Source organism: Methyloversatilis sp., assembly GCF_030696805.1.
Classification (GTDB): domain Bacteria; phylum Pseudomonadota; class Gammaproteobacteria; order Burkholderiales; family Rhodocyclaceae; genus Methyloversatilis.
Map to the genome: position 1 here is coordinate 1 of NZ_JAUYRO010000028.1, position 16534 is coordinate 16534.

Genomic DNA, 16534 nt, shown 5'->3' on the forward strand with positions numbered 1-16534 from the left:
GCGCCTCAACTGCTCGCCCGTTCCCCGCAGGCGCGGGGATGAACCTCCATGAGTAGCGGAGCCATCTGCGGCGCAGCCCCGTTCCCCGCAGGCGCGGGGATGAACCGTTGTAGGCAGCTGACGGGATATCCGCAGTAACCCGTTCCCCGCAGGCGCGGGGATGAACCGCTCACAGGCGTGGATGCTGCGCCGGTTCCAAGCCGGTCCCCGCAGGCGCGGGGATGAACCGCATCGCAGGATCGGCTTGGATGGCTTGCACGGCCCGTTCCCCGCAGGCGCGGGGATGAACCGTGGCTGTACGCACAGCGCAAGGGCAAGCCCAACCGTTCCCCGCAGGCGCGGGGATGAACCGAGGCGCCAGCCTGATTTCGTGCGCTTGGGCTCCCGTTCCCCGCAGGCGCGGGGATGAACCGCGCGATGCACAAACCCGGTCTGCGGGTTGCACCCGTTCCCCGCAGGCCCGGGGATGAACCGCGGATTGGCTTAGTGACCGAAACGATGTCACCACCGTTCCCCGCAGGCGCGGGGATGAACCGCTGCCGCCGACGCAGCCGCCGGTCACCAGTGGCCGTTCCCCGCAGGCGCGGGGATGAACCGATGGCTACTGACATTACCCTTGCGACCGGGTTTCCGTTCCCCGCAGGCGCGGGGATGAACCGCCGGCGGCGCGGCGTCGCCGGCTGCTGGTCTGCCGTTCCCCGCAGGCGCGGGGATGAACCGACGGCATACACGCGCAAGCGGGTGCAGGGCGACCGTTCCCCGCAGGCGCGGGGATGAACCGCGAATTGCGACCTGCAAATCCGGTTCGGTGGCCCGTTCCCCGCAGGCGCGGGGATGAACCATGCCAAGCGACATGCCGTCAGGGTTCGGACTCCCGTTCCCCGCAGGCGCGGGGATGACCCGCCTGCCGGGTTCGCCGTACGGTCAGCCGACCACCGTTCCCCGCAGGGGCGGGGATGAACCGTTAAAAAACACTTGCATATCGTTCTGTTCCAACCGTTCCCCGCAGGCGCGGGGATGAACCGTCATTTCACCATCTCCCTGTCGCCATCATTCCCCGTTCCCCGCAGGCGCGGGGATGAACCGGTGACGAGTGGGGCGCGTATGAATCGCTCGAAACCGTTCCCCGCAGGCGCGGGGATGAACCGTGGCGGTGGTTCTAAAATTACGGCCGGGACAACCGTTCCCCGCAGGCGCGGGGATGAACCGGTGCCGCCCAGCTGCAGATGAATGCGGTTGTACCGTTCCCCGCAGGCGCGGGGATGAACCGCCCTCTGCACCGCTGGTCGTGCGCGGAGGGATCCGTTCCCCGCAGGCGCGGGGATGAACCGAACCCCGTATTCGGACGACCGCGCCGATACTGCCGTTCCCCGCAGGCGCGGTGATGAACCGCGGGCGCACCGCATTCACAGAACACCCCACCTCCGACGCAATTCGCCGAAGACTCAGCTCCTGTCGCTTCAATACCTCGATTTCCACATACACCTCGTCTGTGATCACCGGGACTCCAAATGCCACGATCTTCTCAACTCGGTGTATCAATTTTCAGTCGGCAACCCCGCTTTTCACCGGTTTGCCGATCTAAAACTGATACACCCTCGTTTCATTTGCATACTCGATGATCGCGCCCCGCTGGCCTGAGCCGGATGCGGGCTGAAACAGAACGGACATCTGCGAATTGGGCAAGAACACTGCGTCGCCCGATCGCTGGGCCTGCTGCAAGCCGGGAGTCGCTGAGTCGTTGCCAGACCACTGCGTTGCGGACAGACTGGCCCCGTACGGCAACCGCGCCACGAATTGAAGCCTGCTTGAACCCACGCCATGCGAGGGAGCAGTGGAGCAATGAAGGAGAGCAGAAACGATGGACACCTTCGACATCGACGACGTCCGGGACAACCCGGATACTTTGCTGGACAGCACTGCGTCGGGGCAGTTTTCCGTCGTCACCCGATCCGGGCAAACGCTGTTTCTGACCGTGCCCTTTGATGTCTGCGCCGAAGTACCAGGCTTGGCTGAAGCGGTCGCACTCCAGCTGTTCAGGGATCAGCGGGTATCACTTGGTCGTGCCGCGCGCATCGCAGGCCTGCCTTACCCGGACATGATCGATCACGCTCGCCGGGCGGGTATTCCGGTGATCGATCTCACAGGTGCGGAACTCGCGCAGCAAATAAATGACTTTGGTGGCGCCGATGATTGATGAACCTCAATGCACCGACCGGTCTCCCGCTCCGCAGCACTTCTTGAACTTCTTCCCGCTGCCGCACGGGCAGGTGTCGTTGCGGCCGACCTTCGGCTCCGGACGGATATAGGGTTCGGCGGGCGCGTCGTCATCGTCGAAAGCGCCTTCGTAGCCGCTGTCGAGCGCCGAGGTGCGCGCCTGCAGCCAGATTTCATGAATGGCGACCAGCATCGGCTGGACCAGCTTCATCCAGACCTCGGTTTCGCCGTCCTCGCGGATCATCGCTCGACCTTCATCGGTTCCCAGGCGCATCAGGGGTGCGAACAGTGCGGGCTCCTCTTCCCACAGAGCGGCCCATTCGGCATCGCAGAACGCGGTGCCGGCCAGAAAGCCTTCACACCATTCCGGGGCTCCTCGCTGTTCCCGCTGCCAGAAGATGGGCTGGAAAGCGCCCGGGTCGTTCAGGAAGGTATCTGCGATGCCATTCATGAAACGCATCAGCAGCGTGGTGATGCGCGCGGCCTGTCCGGCGTCGACGAAGGCGGGTGCCACGGATGCGTCGTACCGGTCCCACACCCGGGGCAGCCATTCGCCGGGCATCACCACGCGCGGACCGATGACAATGGCGGTCAGAAACCCCTCCAGCATCGGCACATCCATCGACGAATCCTGCAGGTGCGGCAAAGCAAGAAAATCTTCGAGTGCGTCGAGCTCGGACTGCGACAGCGGCTGGTTCAGCGCGTCCACGCAGGCTAGCTGCGGTAATCCGCATTGATCTTCACGTAGTCGTAGCTGAAGTCGCAGGTCCAGCAGGTGGCGCGGGCGGTGCCGCGGCCGAGGGTCACGCGCAGGGCGATTTCAGACGGGGCCATGGCGGCGGCGCCCTGCTCTTCGCGGTAGGCGGGGTTGCGGCCGCCGTCTTTGGCGACCAGGAAGTCGCCGATCCACAGGCTCACCTTCGAGGTGTCGAGGTCTTCCAGCGGCGGGTGGATCTGCGCGGCGTTGCCGACGGCGGCGAGGATGCGGCCGAGGTTGGGGTCGGACGCGAAGAAGGCGGTTTTCACCAGCGGCGAGTGGGCGATGGCGTAGCCGACGGCCTTGCATTCGGCGACGTCGCGGCCGCCTTCGATGTCGATGGTGATGAATTTGGTCGCGCCTTCGCCGTCGCGCACGATGGCCTGGGCCAGTTCGGCGGCGAGCGAGGTCACGGCTTCGGCCAGCGCGGCGCCTGCTTCGCTGTCGAGCGCGGTGATTTCGGCGTTGCCGGCGGTGCCTGAGGCGATGAGCATGAAGGAATCATTGGTCGAGGTGTCGCCGTCGACCGTGATGCAGTTGAACGAGCGGTCGGCGGCGTGCTTCACCATGGCTTCGAGCGCGGCCTGCGACACGACGGCGTCGGTCGCCATGAAACCCAGCATGGTGGCCATATTGGGCTTGATCATGCCGGCGCCCTTGCTGATGCCGCTCAGCGTGACGGTGCGACCGTCGATCAGCACGGTGCGCGACGCCACCTTGGCGACGGTGTCGGTGGTCATGATGGCGTGCGCCGCGGCATGCCAGTTGCCTTCGTCGAGATCGGCCATGCAGGCGGGCAGGCCGCGCTCGATGCGGTCGACCGGCAGCGGCTCCATGATGACGCCGGTGGAAAACGGCAGCACCTGTTCGGGGGCCAGGCCGAGCACGCGCGCCACGGCGATGCAGGTGGCGTGCGCGGCGACCAGGCCGGGCTCGCCGGTGCCGGCGTTGGCGATGCCGGTATTGATGACCAGCGCGCGGATGTCGCTGCGCGACAGGTGGTCGCGGCACACCTGCACCGGCGCGGCACAGAAGCGGTTCACCGTGAAGACACCGGCGACGCGGGCGCCCGGCACCAGCGATATCAGGCACAGGTCGCGCCGGTTGGCCTTGCGGATGCCGGCCTGGGCGATGCCCAGTCGCACGCCGGCGACCGGCAGGATGGATTCGGCGGGCGGCGTCTGGTAATTCACGGGCATGGCGGGTCTCGCGGCGGAAAACGCGCAGTCTAACCGCGCCGGTGGATCGGCGGCAGCTGCGGTGTACTGCGGCGCCCGCGCACGGCGCCCATCCGGCTGCGGAAGGACGCCATTTGCATCGCGCACACAGCAAATCAGGGTGCCTGAACTGCCTCATTCATGGGGCAGGTATCGATAGTCCATTCGGCGCAAACCCCTTCACGGCCTTGTCACTGCTGCGCTCTAGCCTGCGATCCAGCGTTCGGACCTTCGTCCGCACCCCGTGTCCAGCCAGGGAGATCCCATGAAGCTTTCATCGCATACGCGCCCGCTCGCGCTCGCCTTCGCACTGTCGCTGGCCAGCTTCGGCGCACAGGCCGCCGCGCCGTTCGAGTTCGGCTACATCGGCCAGCAGATCGTGCCGACCGGCACGCAGTTCGCCGGCACCACGATAGGTGGCCTGTCGTCGATCGACTACGTGGCCAGCAGCGGCCGCTACATCGCGATCAGCGACGACCGCTCGGCGTTCAATCCGGCGCGCTTCTACGAACTGTCGCTCGACCTGAATGCCTTCACGCGCTCGGCCACACCAGGCATGGCCGGCGTGGGTTTCACCGGTGTGACCACGCTGCTCGACACGACCGGCCTGCCCTTCGCCACCAATCAGGTCGACCCGGAAGGCATGCGTTACGACGCGACGCGCAACCAGCTTTACTGGAGCAATGAAGGTCAGCGCTCAGGCGCCGGCTTCCAGAACCCCACGGTGCGCAGCGCCGGCCTCGACGGCAGCTACGGTCGTGACTTCGCGGTGCCGGCACGTTACAACCCGTCCGGCAGCAACACGGGCCTCACTCCGGGTGACAGGGGCGTCTACAACAACCTCGCGTTTGAAAACCTCGCGATCTCGACCGACGGCAACACGCTGTACGCCGCCACCGAAAACGCACTCGCGCAGGACAGCCTGCCGGCGACGGCCTTCAACGGTTCGCGCAGCCGCATCCTGTCGTTCGACATCGACAGCAGCGCCGCCGATGCGGAATACATCTACGACGTGAGCCCGGTCGTGTACGCGCCCTCGCCGGCCAACGGTTTCGCGACCAACGGCCTGACCGACTTCATCGCCGTCGGCGACCGCCAGTTCATCACCATCGAACGCTCGTTCTCGCTGGGCACACCGGCGAACGGCATTCCGGCGACCGGCAACACGATCCGCCTGTTTTACGCCGACGCGCGCAATGCCACCGACGTGTCGAGCTTCGACTCGATCGCCGGGCAGACCATCACGGCCGTCAGCAAGACGCTGCTGCTCGATCTGTCGGATCTGAAGAATGACGACGGCTCGACGCTGGCGCTCGACAACATCGAAGGTCTCACCTTCGGACCGTCGTTCAACGGCAAGCAGACGCTGATCCTCGCGTCGGACAACAACTTCGGCGCCACGCAATTCACGCAGTTCATCGCGCTGGAAGTCACCGCGGTGCCCGAACCCGAAACGTACGCGATGCTGCTGGCCGGTCTGGGCCTGATCGGCGTGGCGGCACGTCGTCGCTCGAACTGAGCACAGCCGGGTCCGCGGGCAACCCTGCCTGCGGACCCGACCCCGCGCTGTTCCGCCCCCGCCTGCGATCCAACAATGAGGACTCCACCATGAAGCACACCGCCCTGTTTGCCGCACTCGCCGCCGCGCTTGGCGCCGCCCCGCTGCTGGCGCCGTCCGATGCGCTGGCTGCGTCGCCCTACAACACGCTCAGCGGCAATGCGCCGCTGGTCATCGGCCATCGCGGTGCGTCAGGCTATCGTCCGGAACACACGATCGAGGCCTACACGCTGGCGATCGAGCAGGGCGCCAACTACATCGAGCCGGATCTGGTCATGACCAGGGACGGTGTGCTGGTTGCCCGTCACGAACCGATGCTGGCCCGCGTCGACCTGAATGGCGACGGCACCATCAAGATGGTCAATGGCGCGCCCGTGCTGAACCGCACCGACACCAGCACCAACGTGTGGGAACTGCCGCAATATGCCGGCCGCCTCACCGTCAAGACGCTGGACGGCCAGAAGGTCGGTGGATGGTGGGCGGAAGACTTCACCGCGGCCGAATTGCGCGCCGACATCCGCACCCAGGAACGTCTGCGCGACCTGCGCACCGGCAACAACGCGTTCAATAACCAGTACGTCATTCCGACGCTGCAGGAGGTGATCGATCTGGCCAAGGCCAAGAGCATCGAAACCGGCCGCACCATCGGCATCTACCCGGAAACCAAGCACCCGACCTACTTCAAGAACTTCACCGACGCCAACGGCCTCACGCGCATGGAGGACACGCTCGTCGCCACGCTGCATGCCAACTATGGCAATACCGCCAGCGCACCGGTGTACATCCAGTCGTTCGAAGTGTCGAACCTGCAGTACGTCAATACGCAGACCGACATCCGCATCGCGCAGCTGCTGAGCAGCGGCGGCCGGCCGTATGACTTCACCGTGGCAGGTGACCTGCGCACCTACGTGCAGCTGGCCGAACTCGACGCCGAAGGTCTGCTGTTCATCGAGGGTTACGCCGACGGCATCGGCGCCAATACCAACCTGCTGATTCCGCTGGTGGGCGGCGTGCTCGGAACACCGACCAGCCTGATCGCCGACGCGCACAGCCTCGGCCTCGAAGTGCACGCCTGGACCTTCCGCGCGGAAAACATCTTCCTGCCGAACGAGTTCGATTCCAGCAGCGACCCGGCCGCCTTCGGCGACATGAAGGGCCAGATCCTGGCGTTTACCGCGCTCGGGCTGGACGGCTTCTTCACCGATCACCCGGACATCGGCGTCGCCGCCGTGGCGTCGATTCCGGAGCCGGAAACCTACGCCATGCTGCTGGCCGGCCTCGCGCTGACCGGTTTCATGGCACGCCGCCGCAAGGCTGGCTGATTGCCGACCGATTGATTGCCGACTGACCCGGGGGGCGCGACTCACCCGCGCGCCTCCCGACCGAACGCCGCTTCTCCCGGAGAGAAATGTCATGAAAAGCCCAGTCTCGCTTCGTCCCGCCCTGCTGTGCGCCGCACTGCTGTCCGCCTTCGGCACGCCGGCCGCCTTCGCGTGGAACACGCTCGATGGCAACGCCCCGATCGTCATCGGCCATCGTGGCGCGTCCGGCTATCTGCCGGAACATACGCTGGAGTCCTACGCGCTCGCCATCGACCAGGGCGCCCACTTCATCGAGCCTGACCTGGTGCTGACCAAGGACGGTCATCTGATCGCCCGCCACGAGCCCACCCTGGACAGCACGACCAACGTCGCCGCGCTGTTCGACGCCAGCCGCCAGAGCACCCGACTGCTCGACGGTGTGTCCACCACCGCCTACTTCGCCGACACCTTCACGCTGGCCGAGATCAAGACGATGCGCGCCATCCAGCCGCGCGCCAGCCGTGACCAGAGCTTCAACGGCCTGTACGAAATCCCGACGCTGGACGAAGTGATCACGCTGGCGAAGTCGAAGGGCGTGGGCATCTACCCGGAACTGAAGCACTCGGTCTACATGAATGCGCAGGCCGCGAACAACGGCTTTGCCGCAAATTACTTCGAGGACAAGCTGGTCAGCACGCTGCATGCCGCCTACGGCAACACGGCCGCCGCGCCCGTCTTCATCCAGTCGTTCGAGGTATCGAACCTGCAGTACCTGAACGGCAAGACCGACATCCGTCTGGTGCAGTTGATGGACGCCTGGGACGTGAACGCCGACGGAAGCATGGACCTGACGGTGCCGCCGTATGACCGCCCTTTCGACTTCGCTGAAGCCGGTGACCCGCGCACCTTCGGAGACCTGCTGAGCGCAGCCGGCCTCGACTTCATCGCCGGCTACGCCGACGGCATCGGCCCGTGGAAGCCCTATCTGCTGAAGACGGTGGCGGACGGCATCGAGCGCACCGGCGACGGCGTGATCGACGCGCGCGACCGGCGCATCGAAGGCAGTACCGGCATCGTCGAAGCCGCCCACGCGCGCGGTCTGCTGGTGCACACCTGGACTTTCCGCGACGACTCGATCGGATACCAGCTGGGCTACGGCACACCGGAAGAGGAATACGCCGCCTTCTACGCACTGGGGGTGGATGGCGTTTTTTCGGACCACCCGGACACCGCGCTGGCTGCGCTGGCCGCGGTGCCCGAACCCGAAACGTACGCGATGCTGCTGGCCGGTCTGGGCCTGATCGGCTTTGCTGCCCGCCGTCGCGCCTGATCACCCGGAGCAAATCAGATGAAAAAGACCTTGCTGGTGGCCCTGGTCGCCACCTTCGCCGGCCACGCGCTGGCGGCCGACTTCTCGCTGCGCGTCATCGGCGAGCAGCGCATCGCGACCGGCACGCTGTTCGAAGGTGTCGAGTTCGGTGGCATTTCCGGGCTCGACCGCGCCGCCGACGGCCGTTACTGGGCGATTTCGGACGACCGCGGCGGCGAGCGCGGCACGCCGCGTTTCTACAACCTGTCGCTGGACTACGATGCCGCCGGCTTCAACGGCGTCACCCTCAACAGCCAGACCTTCATGCAGCGGCCGGACGGCTCGACCTTCCCGTCGAACGCCCGCACGGTCGATCCGGAAGGCATACGGATGGCGCCCAACGGCAATCTGTACTGGTCGTCGGAAGGCAACTGGAGCGGCAATGCGGCCAGCCGCTATCAGCCCTTCGTGCGTGAAATGACGACCTCGGGTGCCTTCGTGCGAGAGTTCGCGACACCGGCGATGTTCAACTATGTCGACAACGCCACCACCGGAGGGCGCAGCAACAAGCTGTTCGAGGCGCTGACGGTGGCGCCCGGCGGCACGATCTGGACCGCCAACGAAGACGCGCTGGTGCAGGACGGCCCGCTCACGTCGGTCAGCAATGGCAGCGTGGTGCGCGTGACCGCGCTCGACCCGGTCAGCGGCGCAGCCGGTGCGCAGTATGTCTACGAGTTGCCGCCGATTCCGGTCGATGCCGTGCCCGGTGCGCCATTCGGCCCGGACAACGGCCTGCCGGAACTGCTGGCGATTTCCGACACGCAGTTCATCGCGGTGGAACGCGCTTTCGCCTTCGGCGTGGGCAACACCATCCGCCTCACGCTGGCCGAAATCATGCCGGACACGACCGACGTGAGCAGCTTCACCAGCCTCATCGGCGCGACCTACACGCCGATGCGCCGCGAGCTGCTGCTCGAAATGCCGATCGCTTTCGAGGGCATCACGCTCGACAACATCGAGGCGATCAGCTGGGGCCACACCCTGGCCAACGGCAATCGCACGCTGGTGCTGGCGGCCGACAACAACTTCAGCGGCACGCAGGTCACCCAGTTCATCGCGCTCGAAGTGTCGGCTGTGCCCGAACCCACCCGCATCGTGCAGTTCCTCGCCGGCCTCGGCCTGATGACGCTGACGCTGCGCATGCGCCGTCGCTGAGCCACCCCCTCTGAAAGGATGCCCCGACATGAAATACGCCCTCACCCCGATCGCGCTCGCCCTGCTGGCTACGGCCGGCGCGGCGCACGCCGAAACTGTCCGCTTTGCCACCTTCAACGCGTCGCTGAACCGCGATGCCGCCGGCCAGCTGTTGTCCGACCTCGCCAACCCGGGCGCGGTCGGCGTCAGCGCCACGGTCGCCAACCGCATCCGGCAGGCGCGCAACGTGGCTGAAATCGCCCAGCGCGTGCAGGCCGATGTGCTGCTGGTGAATGAGTTCGACTTCGACCTGAATGGCACGCCGACTGCCAGCAGCGTGCCGATGGGCCTCGGTTATTCGAGCGAGGGCGCACGGCTGTTCCAGCAGAACTTCCTGTCGGTCGGTCAGGGCAACGCGGTGCGTGGCCTGACCAGCGGCATCGAGTATGCCCACCGCTACACGCCGAACACCAACACCGGTCTGGCGTCCGGCTTCGACCTGAACAACAACGGCGCGATCGGTGGCGGCGACGATGCCTTCGGTTTCGGCAATTACGGCGGCCAGTTCGGCTTCACGATCTACTCGAAGTACGAAATCGTCGGCGTGCGCAGCTTCCAGAATTTCCTGTGGAAGGACATGCCGGGCAATCTGCTGACCAATGACCCGAGCGCCGGCGCGAACAACCTGTCGGCCTTCTACTCGGCCGACGAAATCAACGCACTGCGCCTGTCGTCGAAGAACCATGTCGACGTGACGGTGCGCATCAACGGTCAGGACGTGCATTTCCTGACCGCCCATCCGACGCCACCCACTTTCGACGGCGCGGAAGACCGCAACGGCAAGCGCAACCACGACGAAATCCGCTTCTGGTCCGACTATGTCAATGGCGCCGGCTACATCTACGACGATCAGGGCGGCAACGGCGGCCTGGCTGCGGGCGCAAAGTTCGTCATCGCCGGCGACTACAACGCCGATCCGTTCGACGGCGACAGCTATCAGGGTGCGATCAACCAGCTTCTGGGCGACCCGCTGGTGAACACCTCGCTCACCCCGGCGTCGGCCGGCGGCACGGCCGCGGCGACCTACCCGAGCAACAACGGCACGGCGAACCAGTCGCACGCCGGCGACCCGCAGTACGACACCGCCGACTTCAGCGATTCGGCACCGGGCAATCTGCGCGTCGATTACGTTTTGCCGTCGGCCAACCTCGAAATGACCGATGCCGGCATCTTCTGGCCGGTCGATCCGGACACGTCGGTGCCGAACACCACCGGTGACCTGTTCGATCTGGTCGGCACCTTCCGCGACCCGAACCTTTACGCCAATCTGGCCAGTTCCGATCACAAGGCGGTGTGGGTCGATGTGACGGTCGTGCCCGAACCCGAAACGTACGCGATGCTGCTGGCCGGTCTGGGCCTGATTGCCGCGGCGTCGCGGCGCCGGAAGTAAGGGGAGCTGACCGGGCGCCGCCCGGTCAGCCCGCCCTAAGACTTGCGCGACGACGCTTCCAGGGCGATGCCGGCAAGCTGGGCGAAGGTTGCGAGCGCCTCCGGCGTGCCGGGGCGCATCGGCGGGCGCGTCGCAGCGCGATCGATGTACAGCACGCCCACGACGTGGCCATGAGCGTTGATCGGCACGAGCACCTGGTGTCGCTGGCCGAGTGCGGAGCGCAGGCGCGTGATCGACGGCAATCCGGGGGCGGGCACGTGTGACGCCTCGACGTCGATGACGCGTCCGTGGTCGACCAGTTCGGTCAGCGCATCGCGCGCAGCGCCGGCCAGCAGGAAATTGAAATGGCGCATGAGTTGCTGCGCGCCGCGGCCGTGCGTGGCACGGGCGGTGAGTTGCGTGCGGTTGGCAGTGACCAGCGCAAGCACCGCGCGATCGGCGCCCAGCGAGCGGCCGGCGCCTTCGAGCGCCAGATCGAGCACTGCACCGGAAGCCGAGTGCGCGGCAATCAGCGCCACCATGCGACGCGAAATGTCGAACTGCAGCGCCGGATCGGGATCGGCCAGAATGGCCGGTGCCCCGGTTTCGTCCTCCTCGTCCGGACGCGCCGGCACCGGGATGCGCGCGGCGGCCTCTTCGCAGCCGTAGAAGCCGGCCAGGCAGGCCGCTTCGCGCGCGTGCGCGGCGACCACCGGCGCCACCGTCGCCACGTCCTGGCGCAGCAGCTTGGCGTAGTCGCGCATCGCTTCTCGCGCCTTTTCACTCTGCCAGCCGGCTTCGGCGGCACTGGCCAGCCGGTAGCCGGCGATCACCAGCGCCTCGCGACTGTCTGCCCGCGCGTTGTCCGCACAGGCGTTCGCCACCAGCCCGGGCAGCGCCCATTCGCGCGCCAGCAACTGGGTGAGCGAGCGCAGACGGAAGCCGAGCACTTCGGTTTCGACCTTTTCCGGCACGGCATTGGGCTTGCGCAGCGCGCGATCCAGCTGTTGCCCCGCTTCACCCGAGAAACACCAGAAAGCCAGCTCGCCGATGCGCGACAGGAGGGTCGCGATGAACACCTCTTCGGGCGAGGCATCGCCGCGCACCGTCGCGGCATGTTTTGCATGGACGGCTGCGTGGAAGCAGCGCGCCATTTCGGCGCTCACCCGGTCGCGTACGCCGCCAGCCAGGAAGGCGTCGATGAGCGCGACCGAAATCGCGATATTGCGCACGGTGTCGAAACCGAGCAGCACGATGGCGCGCGAAATGGTGTTGATGCGGCTGCCTTCGCCGTGGAAGAACACGGAATTGGCCATGCGCAGCACGCGCGCGGTCATGCCGGCATCGCGCAGGATGATGCGCCCGAGCGCCGAGGTCGGACTGGCGTCGTTCTCCGCGACCTCGCCGATGGCGGCAAGCGTCGCGCTGAAGATGGGCATGTCCTGATTGCGCAGCTTGTCCACCCAGACCTGGAGTGGATCGGTGGCAACGGGTGTGGCGCTCATATGCGTGTCCGTAGCGGAAAAGTGGGTAACTCTTCCGGCTAACGGCGCGCCACTGCGATTTCTTGAGCAGACGGCGCGCTCCGGCGCCGCGTGCAGCCAGATCCGCGAGCCTTACAGAACCAGCAGCACCGGCCGCTTCGAATGATGCAGCACGCCGCTGGCGATCGAGCCCAGCGCGAAGCTGGCCAGTGCGCCATGACCGCGGCGGCCCATCACGATCATTTCGCAGTCGTGCTGTTCGGCGTAGCGGGCGATGGTTTCCGCTGGCGGACCGACATGCAGGTGCAGGATGGGCTCGACCTTGGCGTTGCGCAGTGTTTCCAGCGCGGTGCGGACTGCGTCCTCGCCTTCCTCGCGGTAGTAGTCGTTCAGCGCCTCGCGACTCACGTGGTGCTGCAGCAGGCCGCTGGGCACGGCTACATGCACGAACAACAGGTGGATTTCGGGCACGCTGGTGAAATTGGCGGACAGGCGCAACACTTCGGCGGCGGCGCGCACACCGTGTTCGGAACCATCGACGGCAAGCAGGATACGCATGATGAAATCAGTCTGGTTGCAGGGACACTCAAGTATGGCAGATGAGGCCGTTCCACAGCCCGTCGCCGAGGGTGGACGCGCGCGCCAGCCCGACCAGACCGAAGCCCAGCACCATCAGGCCGGCCACCCGGCGCAGTGCCGGATTGCGGGTGAGCCCGCGCAGCCGGGTCAGCAGCATGCCGGCAAGCAGCAGGTTGGGCAGCGTGCCCAGTCCGAAAGCCAGCATGATCAGCGCACCGCTGGCCGGCGAGCCGGACAGCAGTGCCAGCCCGAGCATGCTGTAGACCATGCCGCACGGCAGAAAGCCCCACAGCAGGCCGACGCCCAGCGCCTGCGCCGGCGTGCGCGCCGGCAGAAAGCGGCTCGCCAGCGGCTGGATGCGCGCCCACAGCGGGCGGCCGAGCGCCTCGATGGGCGCGAGCACCCGTGTATAACCGGTGAGGTACAGGCCGAGCGCGATCATCATCACATTGGCCAGCACATACAGCACCGTCTGCAGTGGCAACGCGCTGCCGGCCAGCAGGCCGACGCCGCCGATGCTACCGGCGACCGCGCCGGCAAAGGCATAGCTCGAGATGCGGCCGGTGCTGTAGGCAAGGTGCAGCGAGAAGGCGGGCAACTGTGCGCGCCAGCCAGGCTGGCGGACCTGCGGCACGCCGGCTGAAATCGCCGACACGATGCCGCCGCACATGCCGGCGCAATGCACGCCGCCGAGCAGGCCGACCAGAAAAACCGCGGCAAGGCCGAGACTCATGGGAGATCAATCACTGTTGAACGGGAACGTTTGGCGCGATCGTGCGCCGAGCGCCGTGTGCATGCAAGACGGTGCAGCGTGCGGATCTGCGGGTGCGAAGGCGCGCACGGCATGCGTGAGGCAGGCGCGGCCTGAGTTTCAAGGACAGCAGACCTTCGAGCTTGTTTGCCTTAAACGACTTTCGAGTAGCGAACCGTTTCCGAATCGAGGCGCAGATAACGGTCGAACACCATGCATACGGCGCGCACCAGCAGGCGACCGCGCGGCGTGATGCCGATCCAGTCCGGCTCCAGCGTCAGCAAGCCGGCATCGGCCAGTTCCTGCAGTTCAGCCAGCTCCGGGGCGAAATACTTCTTGAAATCGATGGCGTAACTGCTTTCTATCGCTTCGATCGACAATTCGAAGTGGCACATCAGTGCGCCGATCACGGCGCTGCGTACGCTGTCGTCGGCGGTCATTTCCAGACCGCGCATGACCGGCAGTTCGCCGTCATCGATCGCTTTGGCCCAGCTTTCGAGGGTGCGGTGGTTCTGCGCGAAACTTGCGCCGACGCGGGAAATGGCCGACACGCCGAGCCCGATCAGGTCACAGCCGGCGTGCGTCGAATAGCCCTGGAAATTGCGCTGCAGCCGGCCGTGGCGCTGCGCCTGTGCAAGCTCGTCGTCGGGGCGGGCGAAGTGGTCCATGCCGACATGCACGTAACCGGCTTCGTGCAGGCGGTCGATCGCCAGTTTCAGCAACTGCGGCCGCACGGTGGCGTCGGGCAGCATGCTTTCGTCGATGCGTCGCTGCGGCATGAACTGCTTCGGCAGGTGCGCGTAGTGATAGATGGCGACACGATCCGGCGCCAGCCGGATCAGGGTGGCCAGCGTGGCGTCGAAACTGTCGAGCGTCTGGCCAGGCAGACCGTAGATCAGGTCGACGCCGGATGACACGAAGCCATTGGCGCGCGCCGCGCGCAGTACGACTTCGGTCTCTTCCACGCTCTGAATGCGGTTCACCGCGCGCTGCACCACGGGGTCGAAGTCCTGCACGCCGATGCTGATGCGGTTGAAACCGAGCGATCCCAGATGCGCCACACGGGCGGCACTGACACCGCGCGGATCCATTTCGATCGAGCACTGCGCCGTGTCGGCGATGCGGAAGTGGCTGCGCAGGCCTTCGAACAGCCGGGTCATCTGCGCATCGCTCAGGAAGGTGGGCGTGCCGCCGCCCAGATGGAGCTGGGCCACTTCGCGACTGCCCTTGACCAGTGCTGCCTTCATCGCCAGTTCGCGCAGCAGCGTGTCGACATAGCTGTCGGCGCGCGCGTGATCCTTGGTGATGATCTTGTTACAGGCGCAGTAGTAGCAGATCGTGTCGCAGAACGGGATGTGGATGTAGATCGACAACGGCCCGGCAGCCGCATTGCGCGCCTCAAGCCGCGCCCCATGCGCCCGTGCATCATGCGAAAAATTGAAGCGATCGGCCGTCGGATACGAGGTGTAGCGCGGGCCGGGCACATCAAAACGCCGCATCAGCTGCGGGTCGAACACGAGTTCTTTTGCGACATTCATGTTTTATTGGCACACTTTGCGGTGCGTCCATCATGCAAGCGCGCCCCCCACCGCGCATTGATCAACGTCAATAATGAGCAGCGTCCAGATACCCATCACGTCACAAGGTCTTCAAGTGGCCTGTTCGGCATGCAATCTGCGCGAGCTGTGCATGCCGGTCGGCCTGACGGAACAGGAAATCGAACGTGTCGATGAACTAGTCGGCACGCGCCGCAAGGTGGCGCGCGGCATGCCGCTCTACCTGTCCGGTGAGTCCTTCCAGTCGCTGTTCGCCATCCGCACCGGTTTCTTCAAGACCGAAGTGGTTTCGGAAGACGGCCGCGAGCAGGTGACCGGCTTCCAGATGGCGGGCGAACTGATGGGGCTGGATGGCATCGGCACCGGTCAGCACAACTGCGACGCCCGTGCGCTGGAAGACAGCGAGGTGTGCGTCATCCCGTTCAACCGCCTGTCGGAACTGTCGCGCGAGATCGACACCTTGCAGCATCATTTCCACAAGGTGATGAGCCGCGAAATCGTGCGCGACCAGAGCGTCATGATGCTGCTCGGCACGATGCGTGCCGAAGAGCGTCTGGCCGCCTTCCTGGTGAATCTGTCGCAGCGATTCCTGTCCCGTGGCTATTCGGCAACCGAATTCAACCTGCGCATGACGCGCGAGGAAATCGGCTCCTATCTCGGCCTCAAGCTCGAAACCGTCAGTCGCGGCCTGTCGCGCCTGCAGGACGAAGGTCTGCTGTCGGTCAGCAACAAGAACATCCGCATCCACAAGCTGGACGACCTGAAGAAGGCGATGAGCCCGCGCTGCTGAGGGCGCTGTGGTGATGGTGGGTGGGGTGTTGGGCATCGCTGCGCTCACCCCAACCTACGGGGTGGCTACGCCGGGCTGGGTGCGCTTTTTTCACGTGGATTAACTTGGCGACGGTGGGGTGTTGGGCATCGCTGCGCTCACCCCAACCTACGGGCTGGGGCGGGGTGGGTGCGCTTTTTCGACCTGGGTTGATTTGGCGGCGGTGGGGTGTTGGGCATCGCTGCGCTCACCCCAACCTACGGGCCGGGGCGGGGTGGGTGCGCTTTTTCGACGTGGGTTGATTTGGCGGCGGTGGGGTGTTGGGCATCGCTGTGCTCACCCCAACCTACGGGCCGGGGCGGGGTGGGTGCGCTTTTTCGACCTGGGTTGATTTGGCGGCGGTGGGGTGTTGG

At 65.9% G+C, this 16534-nt stretch carries 13 protein-coding genes and 1 CRISPR repeat array; of the genes, 7 read left to right on the forward strand and 6 right to left on the reverse strand.

Annotated features, from left to right (window positions below; genetic code table 11):
- Positions 1 to 17: 17 nt before the first annotated feature.
- A CRISPR array of direct repeats spans positions 18 to 1392; the repeat unit is 28 nt; unit sequence CCGTTCCCCGCAGGCGCGGGGATGAACC.
- Positions 1393 to 1861: 469 nt separating this feature from the next.
- A complete protein-coding gene (locus Q8R75_RS03430) occupies positions 1862 to 2197 on the forward strand; it encodes a UPF0175 family protein (RefSeq protein ID WP_305611082.1) in 336 nt (111 codons plus the stop codon).
- Positions 2198 to 2203: 6 nt separating this feature from the next.
- Here Q8R75_RS03430 and Q8R75_RS03435 read toward each other — a convergent pair whose 3' ends face one another.
- Together Q8R75_RS03435 and argJ are read right to left on the reverse strand one after the other, a co-directional pair.
- Positions 2204 to 2926 (reverse strand): UPF0149 family protein, encoded by a 723-nt coding sequence (locus Q8R75_RS03435; RefSeq protein ID WP_305611080.1) that lies wholly within the window; start codon positions 2924 to 2926, stop codon positions 2204 to 2206.
- Positions 2927 to 2931: 5 nt separating this feature from the next.
- On the reverse strand, positions 2932 to 4173 hold the full coding sequence (gene argJ, locus Q8R75_RS03440) for a bifunctional glutamate N-acetyltransferase/amino-acid acetyltransferase ArgJ (RefSeq protein ID WP_305611078.1): 1242 nt from the start codon (positions 4171 to 4173) through the stop codon (positions 2932 to 2934).
- Between the two features lie 283 nt (positions 4174 to 4456).
- Here argJ and Q8R75_RS03445 point away from each other — a divergent pair, with 283 nt between their 5' ends.
- From Q8R75_RS03445 to Q8R75_RS03465, 5 genes are all read left to right on the forward strand, one after another.
- Positions 4457 to 5710, forward strand: coding sequence for an esterase-like activity of phytase family protein (locus Q8R75_RS03445; protein WP_305611076.1), 1254 nt, complete (start codon positions 4457 to 4459; stop codon positions 5708 to 5710).
- A gap of 89 nt (positions 5711 to 5799) precedes the next feature.
- Positions 5800 to 7071 carry a glycerophosphodiester phosphodiesterase family protein gene (locus Q8R75_RS03450; RefSeq protein WP_305611075.1) on the forward strand — a complete coding sequence of 424 codons (1272 nt, stop codon included), beginning with the start codon at positions 5800 to 5802 and terminating at the stop codon, positions 7069 to 7071.
- Between the two features lie 91 nt (positions 7072 to 7162).
- Positions 7163 to 8380 (forward strand): FxDxF family PEP-CTERM protein, encoded by a 1218-nt coding sequence (locus tag Q8R75_RS03455; protein ID WP_305611073.1) that lies wholly within the window; start codon positions 7163 to 7165, stop codon positions 8378 to 8380.
- A gap of 18 nt (positions 8381 to 8398) precedes the next feature.
- Positions 8399 to 9574 (forward strand): esterase-like activity of phytase family protein, encoded by a 1176-nt coding sequence (locus Q8R75_RS03460; protein ID WP_305611071.1) that lies wholly within the window; start codon positions 8399 to 8401, stop codon positions 9572 to 9574.
- Positions 9575 to 9602: 28 nt separating this feature from the next.
- Entirely contained in the window at positions 9603 to 11003 is a 1401-nt protein-coding gene (locus tag Q8R75_RS03465) for an endonuclease/exonuclease/phosphatase family protein (RefSeq protein WP_305611070.1), read from the forward strand.
- Positions 11004 to 11038: 35 nt separating this feature from the next.
- On the opposite strand, the gene Q8R75_RS03470 is transcribed toward Q8R75_RS03465, so the two are convergent.
- The 4 genes from Q8R75_RS03470 to hemN form a co-directional block, all read right to left on the reverse strand.
- The gene (locus tag Q8R75_RS03470; RefSeq protein WP_305611068.1) at positions 11039 to 12487 is read right to left on the reverse strand and encodes an HDOD domain-containing protein; all 1449 of its coding nucleotides are present in this window, start codon (positions 12485 to 12487) and stop codon (positions 11039 to 11041) included.
- A 111-nt stretch (positions 12488 to 12598) separates the two neighbouring features.
- Positions 12599 to 13024 carry a universal stress protein gene (locus Q8R75_RS03475; protein WP_305611066.1) on the reverse strand — a complete coding sequence of 142 codons (426 nt, stop codon included), beginning with the start codon at positions 13022 to 13024 and terminating at the stop codon, positions 12599 to 12601.
- Between the two features lie 28 nt (positions 13025 to 13052).
- Positions 13053 to 13778, reverse strand: coding sequence for a sulfite exporter TauE/SafE family protein (locus tag Q8R75_RS03480; RefSeq protein WP_305611064.1), 726 nt, complete (start codon positions 13776 to 13778; stop codon positions 13053 to 13055).
- Positions 13779 to 13948: 170 nt separating this feature from the next.
- Complete coding sequence (hemN, locus tag Q8R75_RS03485) at positions 13949 to 15334, reverse strand: oxygen-independent coproporphyrinogen III oxidase (RefSeq protein ID WP_305611062.1); 1386 nt, start codon at positions 15332 to 15334, stop codon at positions 13949 to 13951.
- Between the two features lie 73 nt (positions 15335 to 15407).
- Between hemN and fnr the strand changes: the two genes are divergently transcribed.
- A complete protein-coding gene (fnr, locus tag Q8R75_RS03490; protein ID WP_305626222.1) occupies positions 15408 to 16142 on the forward strand; it encodes a fumarate/nitrate reduction transcriptional regulator Fnr in 735 nt (244 codons plus the stop codon).
- The last annotated feature ends 392 nt before the right edge of the window (positions 16143 to 16534 follow it).

What these genes read in the sequence shown, in the direction of transcription:
- Q8R75_RS03455 (WP_305611073.1), top strand. Translation starts at nt 7,163, where the DNA reads ATGAAAAGCCCAGTCTCGCTTCGTCCCGCCCTGCTGTGCGCCGCACTG.
- hemN (WP_305611062.1), bottom strand. Translation starts at nt 15,334, where the DNA reads ATGAATGTCGCAAAAGAACTCGTGTTCGACCCGCAGCTGATGCGGCGT.
- Q8R75_RS03460 (WP_305611071.1), top strand. Translation starts at nt 8,399, where the DNA reads ATGAAAAAGACCTTGCTGGTGGCCCTGGTCGCCACCTTCGCCGGCCAC.
- Q8R75_RS03470 (WP_305611068.1), bottom strand. Translation starts at nt 12,487, where the DNA reads ATGAGCGCCACACCCGTTGCCACCGATCCACTCCAGGTCTGGGTGGAC.
- Q8R75_RS03480 (WP_305611064.1), bottom strand. Translation starts at nt 13,778, where the DNA reads ATGAGTCTCGGCCTTGCCGCGGTTTTTCTGGTCGGCCTGCTCGGCGGC.
- Q8R75_RS03430 (WP_305611082.1), top strand. Translation starts at nt 1,862, where the DNA reads ATGGACACCTTCGACATCGACGACGTCCGGGACAACCCGGATACTTTG.
- Q8R75_RS03465 (WP_305611070.1), top strand. Translation starts at nt 9,603, where the DNA reads ATGAAATACGCCCTCACCCCGATCGCGCTCGCCCTGCTGGCTACGGCC.
- fnr (WP_305626222.1), top strand. Translation starts at nt 15,408, where the DNA reads ATGAGCAGCGTCCAGATACCCATCACGTCACAAGGTCTTCAAGTGGCC.
- Q8R75_RS03450 (WP_305611075.1), top strand. Translation starts at nt 5,800, where the DNA reads ATGAAGCACACCGCCCTGTTTGCCGCACTCGCCGCCGCGCTTGGCGCC.
- Q8R75_RS03475 (WP_305611066.1), bottom strand. Translation starts at nt 13,024, where the DNA reads ATGCGTATCCTGCTTGCCGTCGATGGTTCCGAACACGGTGTGCGCGCC.
- Q8R75_RS03445 (WP_305611076.1), top strand. Translation starts at nt 4,457, where the DNA reads ATGAAGCTTTCATCGCATACGCGCCCGCTCGCGCTCGCCTTCGCACTG.
- argJ (WP_305611078.1), bottom strand. Translation starts at nt 4,173, where the DNA reads ATGCCCGTGAATTACCAGACGCCGCCCGCCGAATCCATCCTGCCGGTC.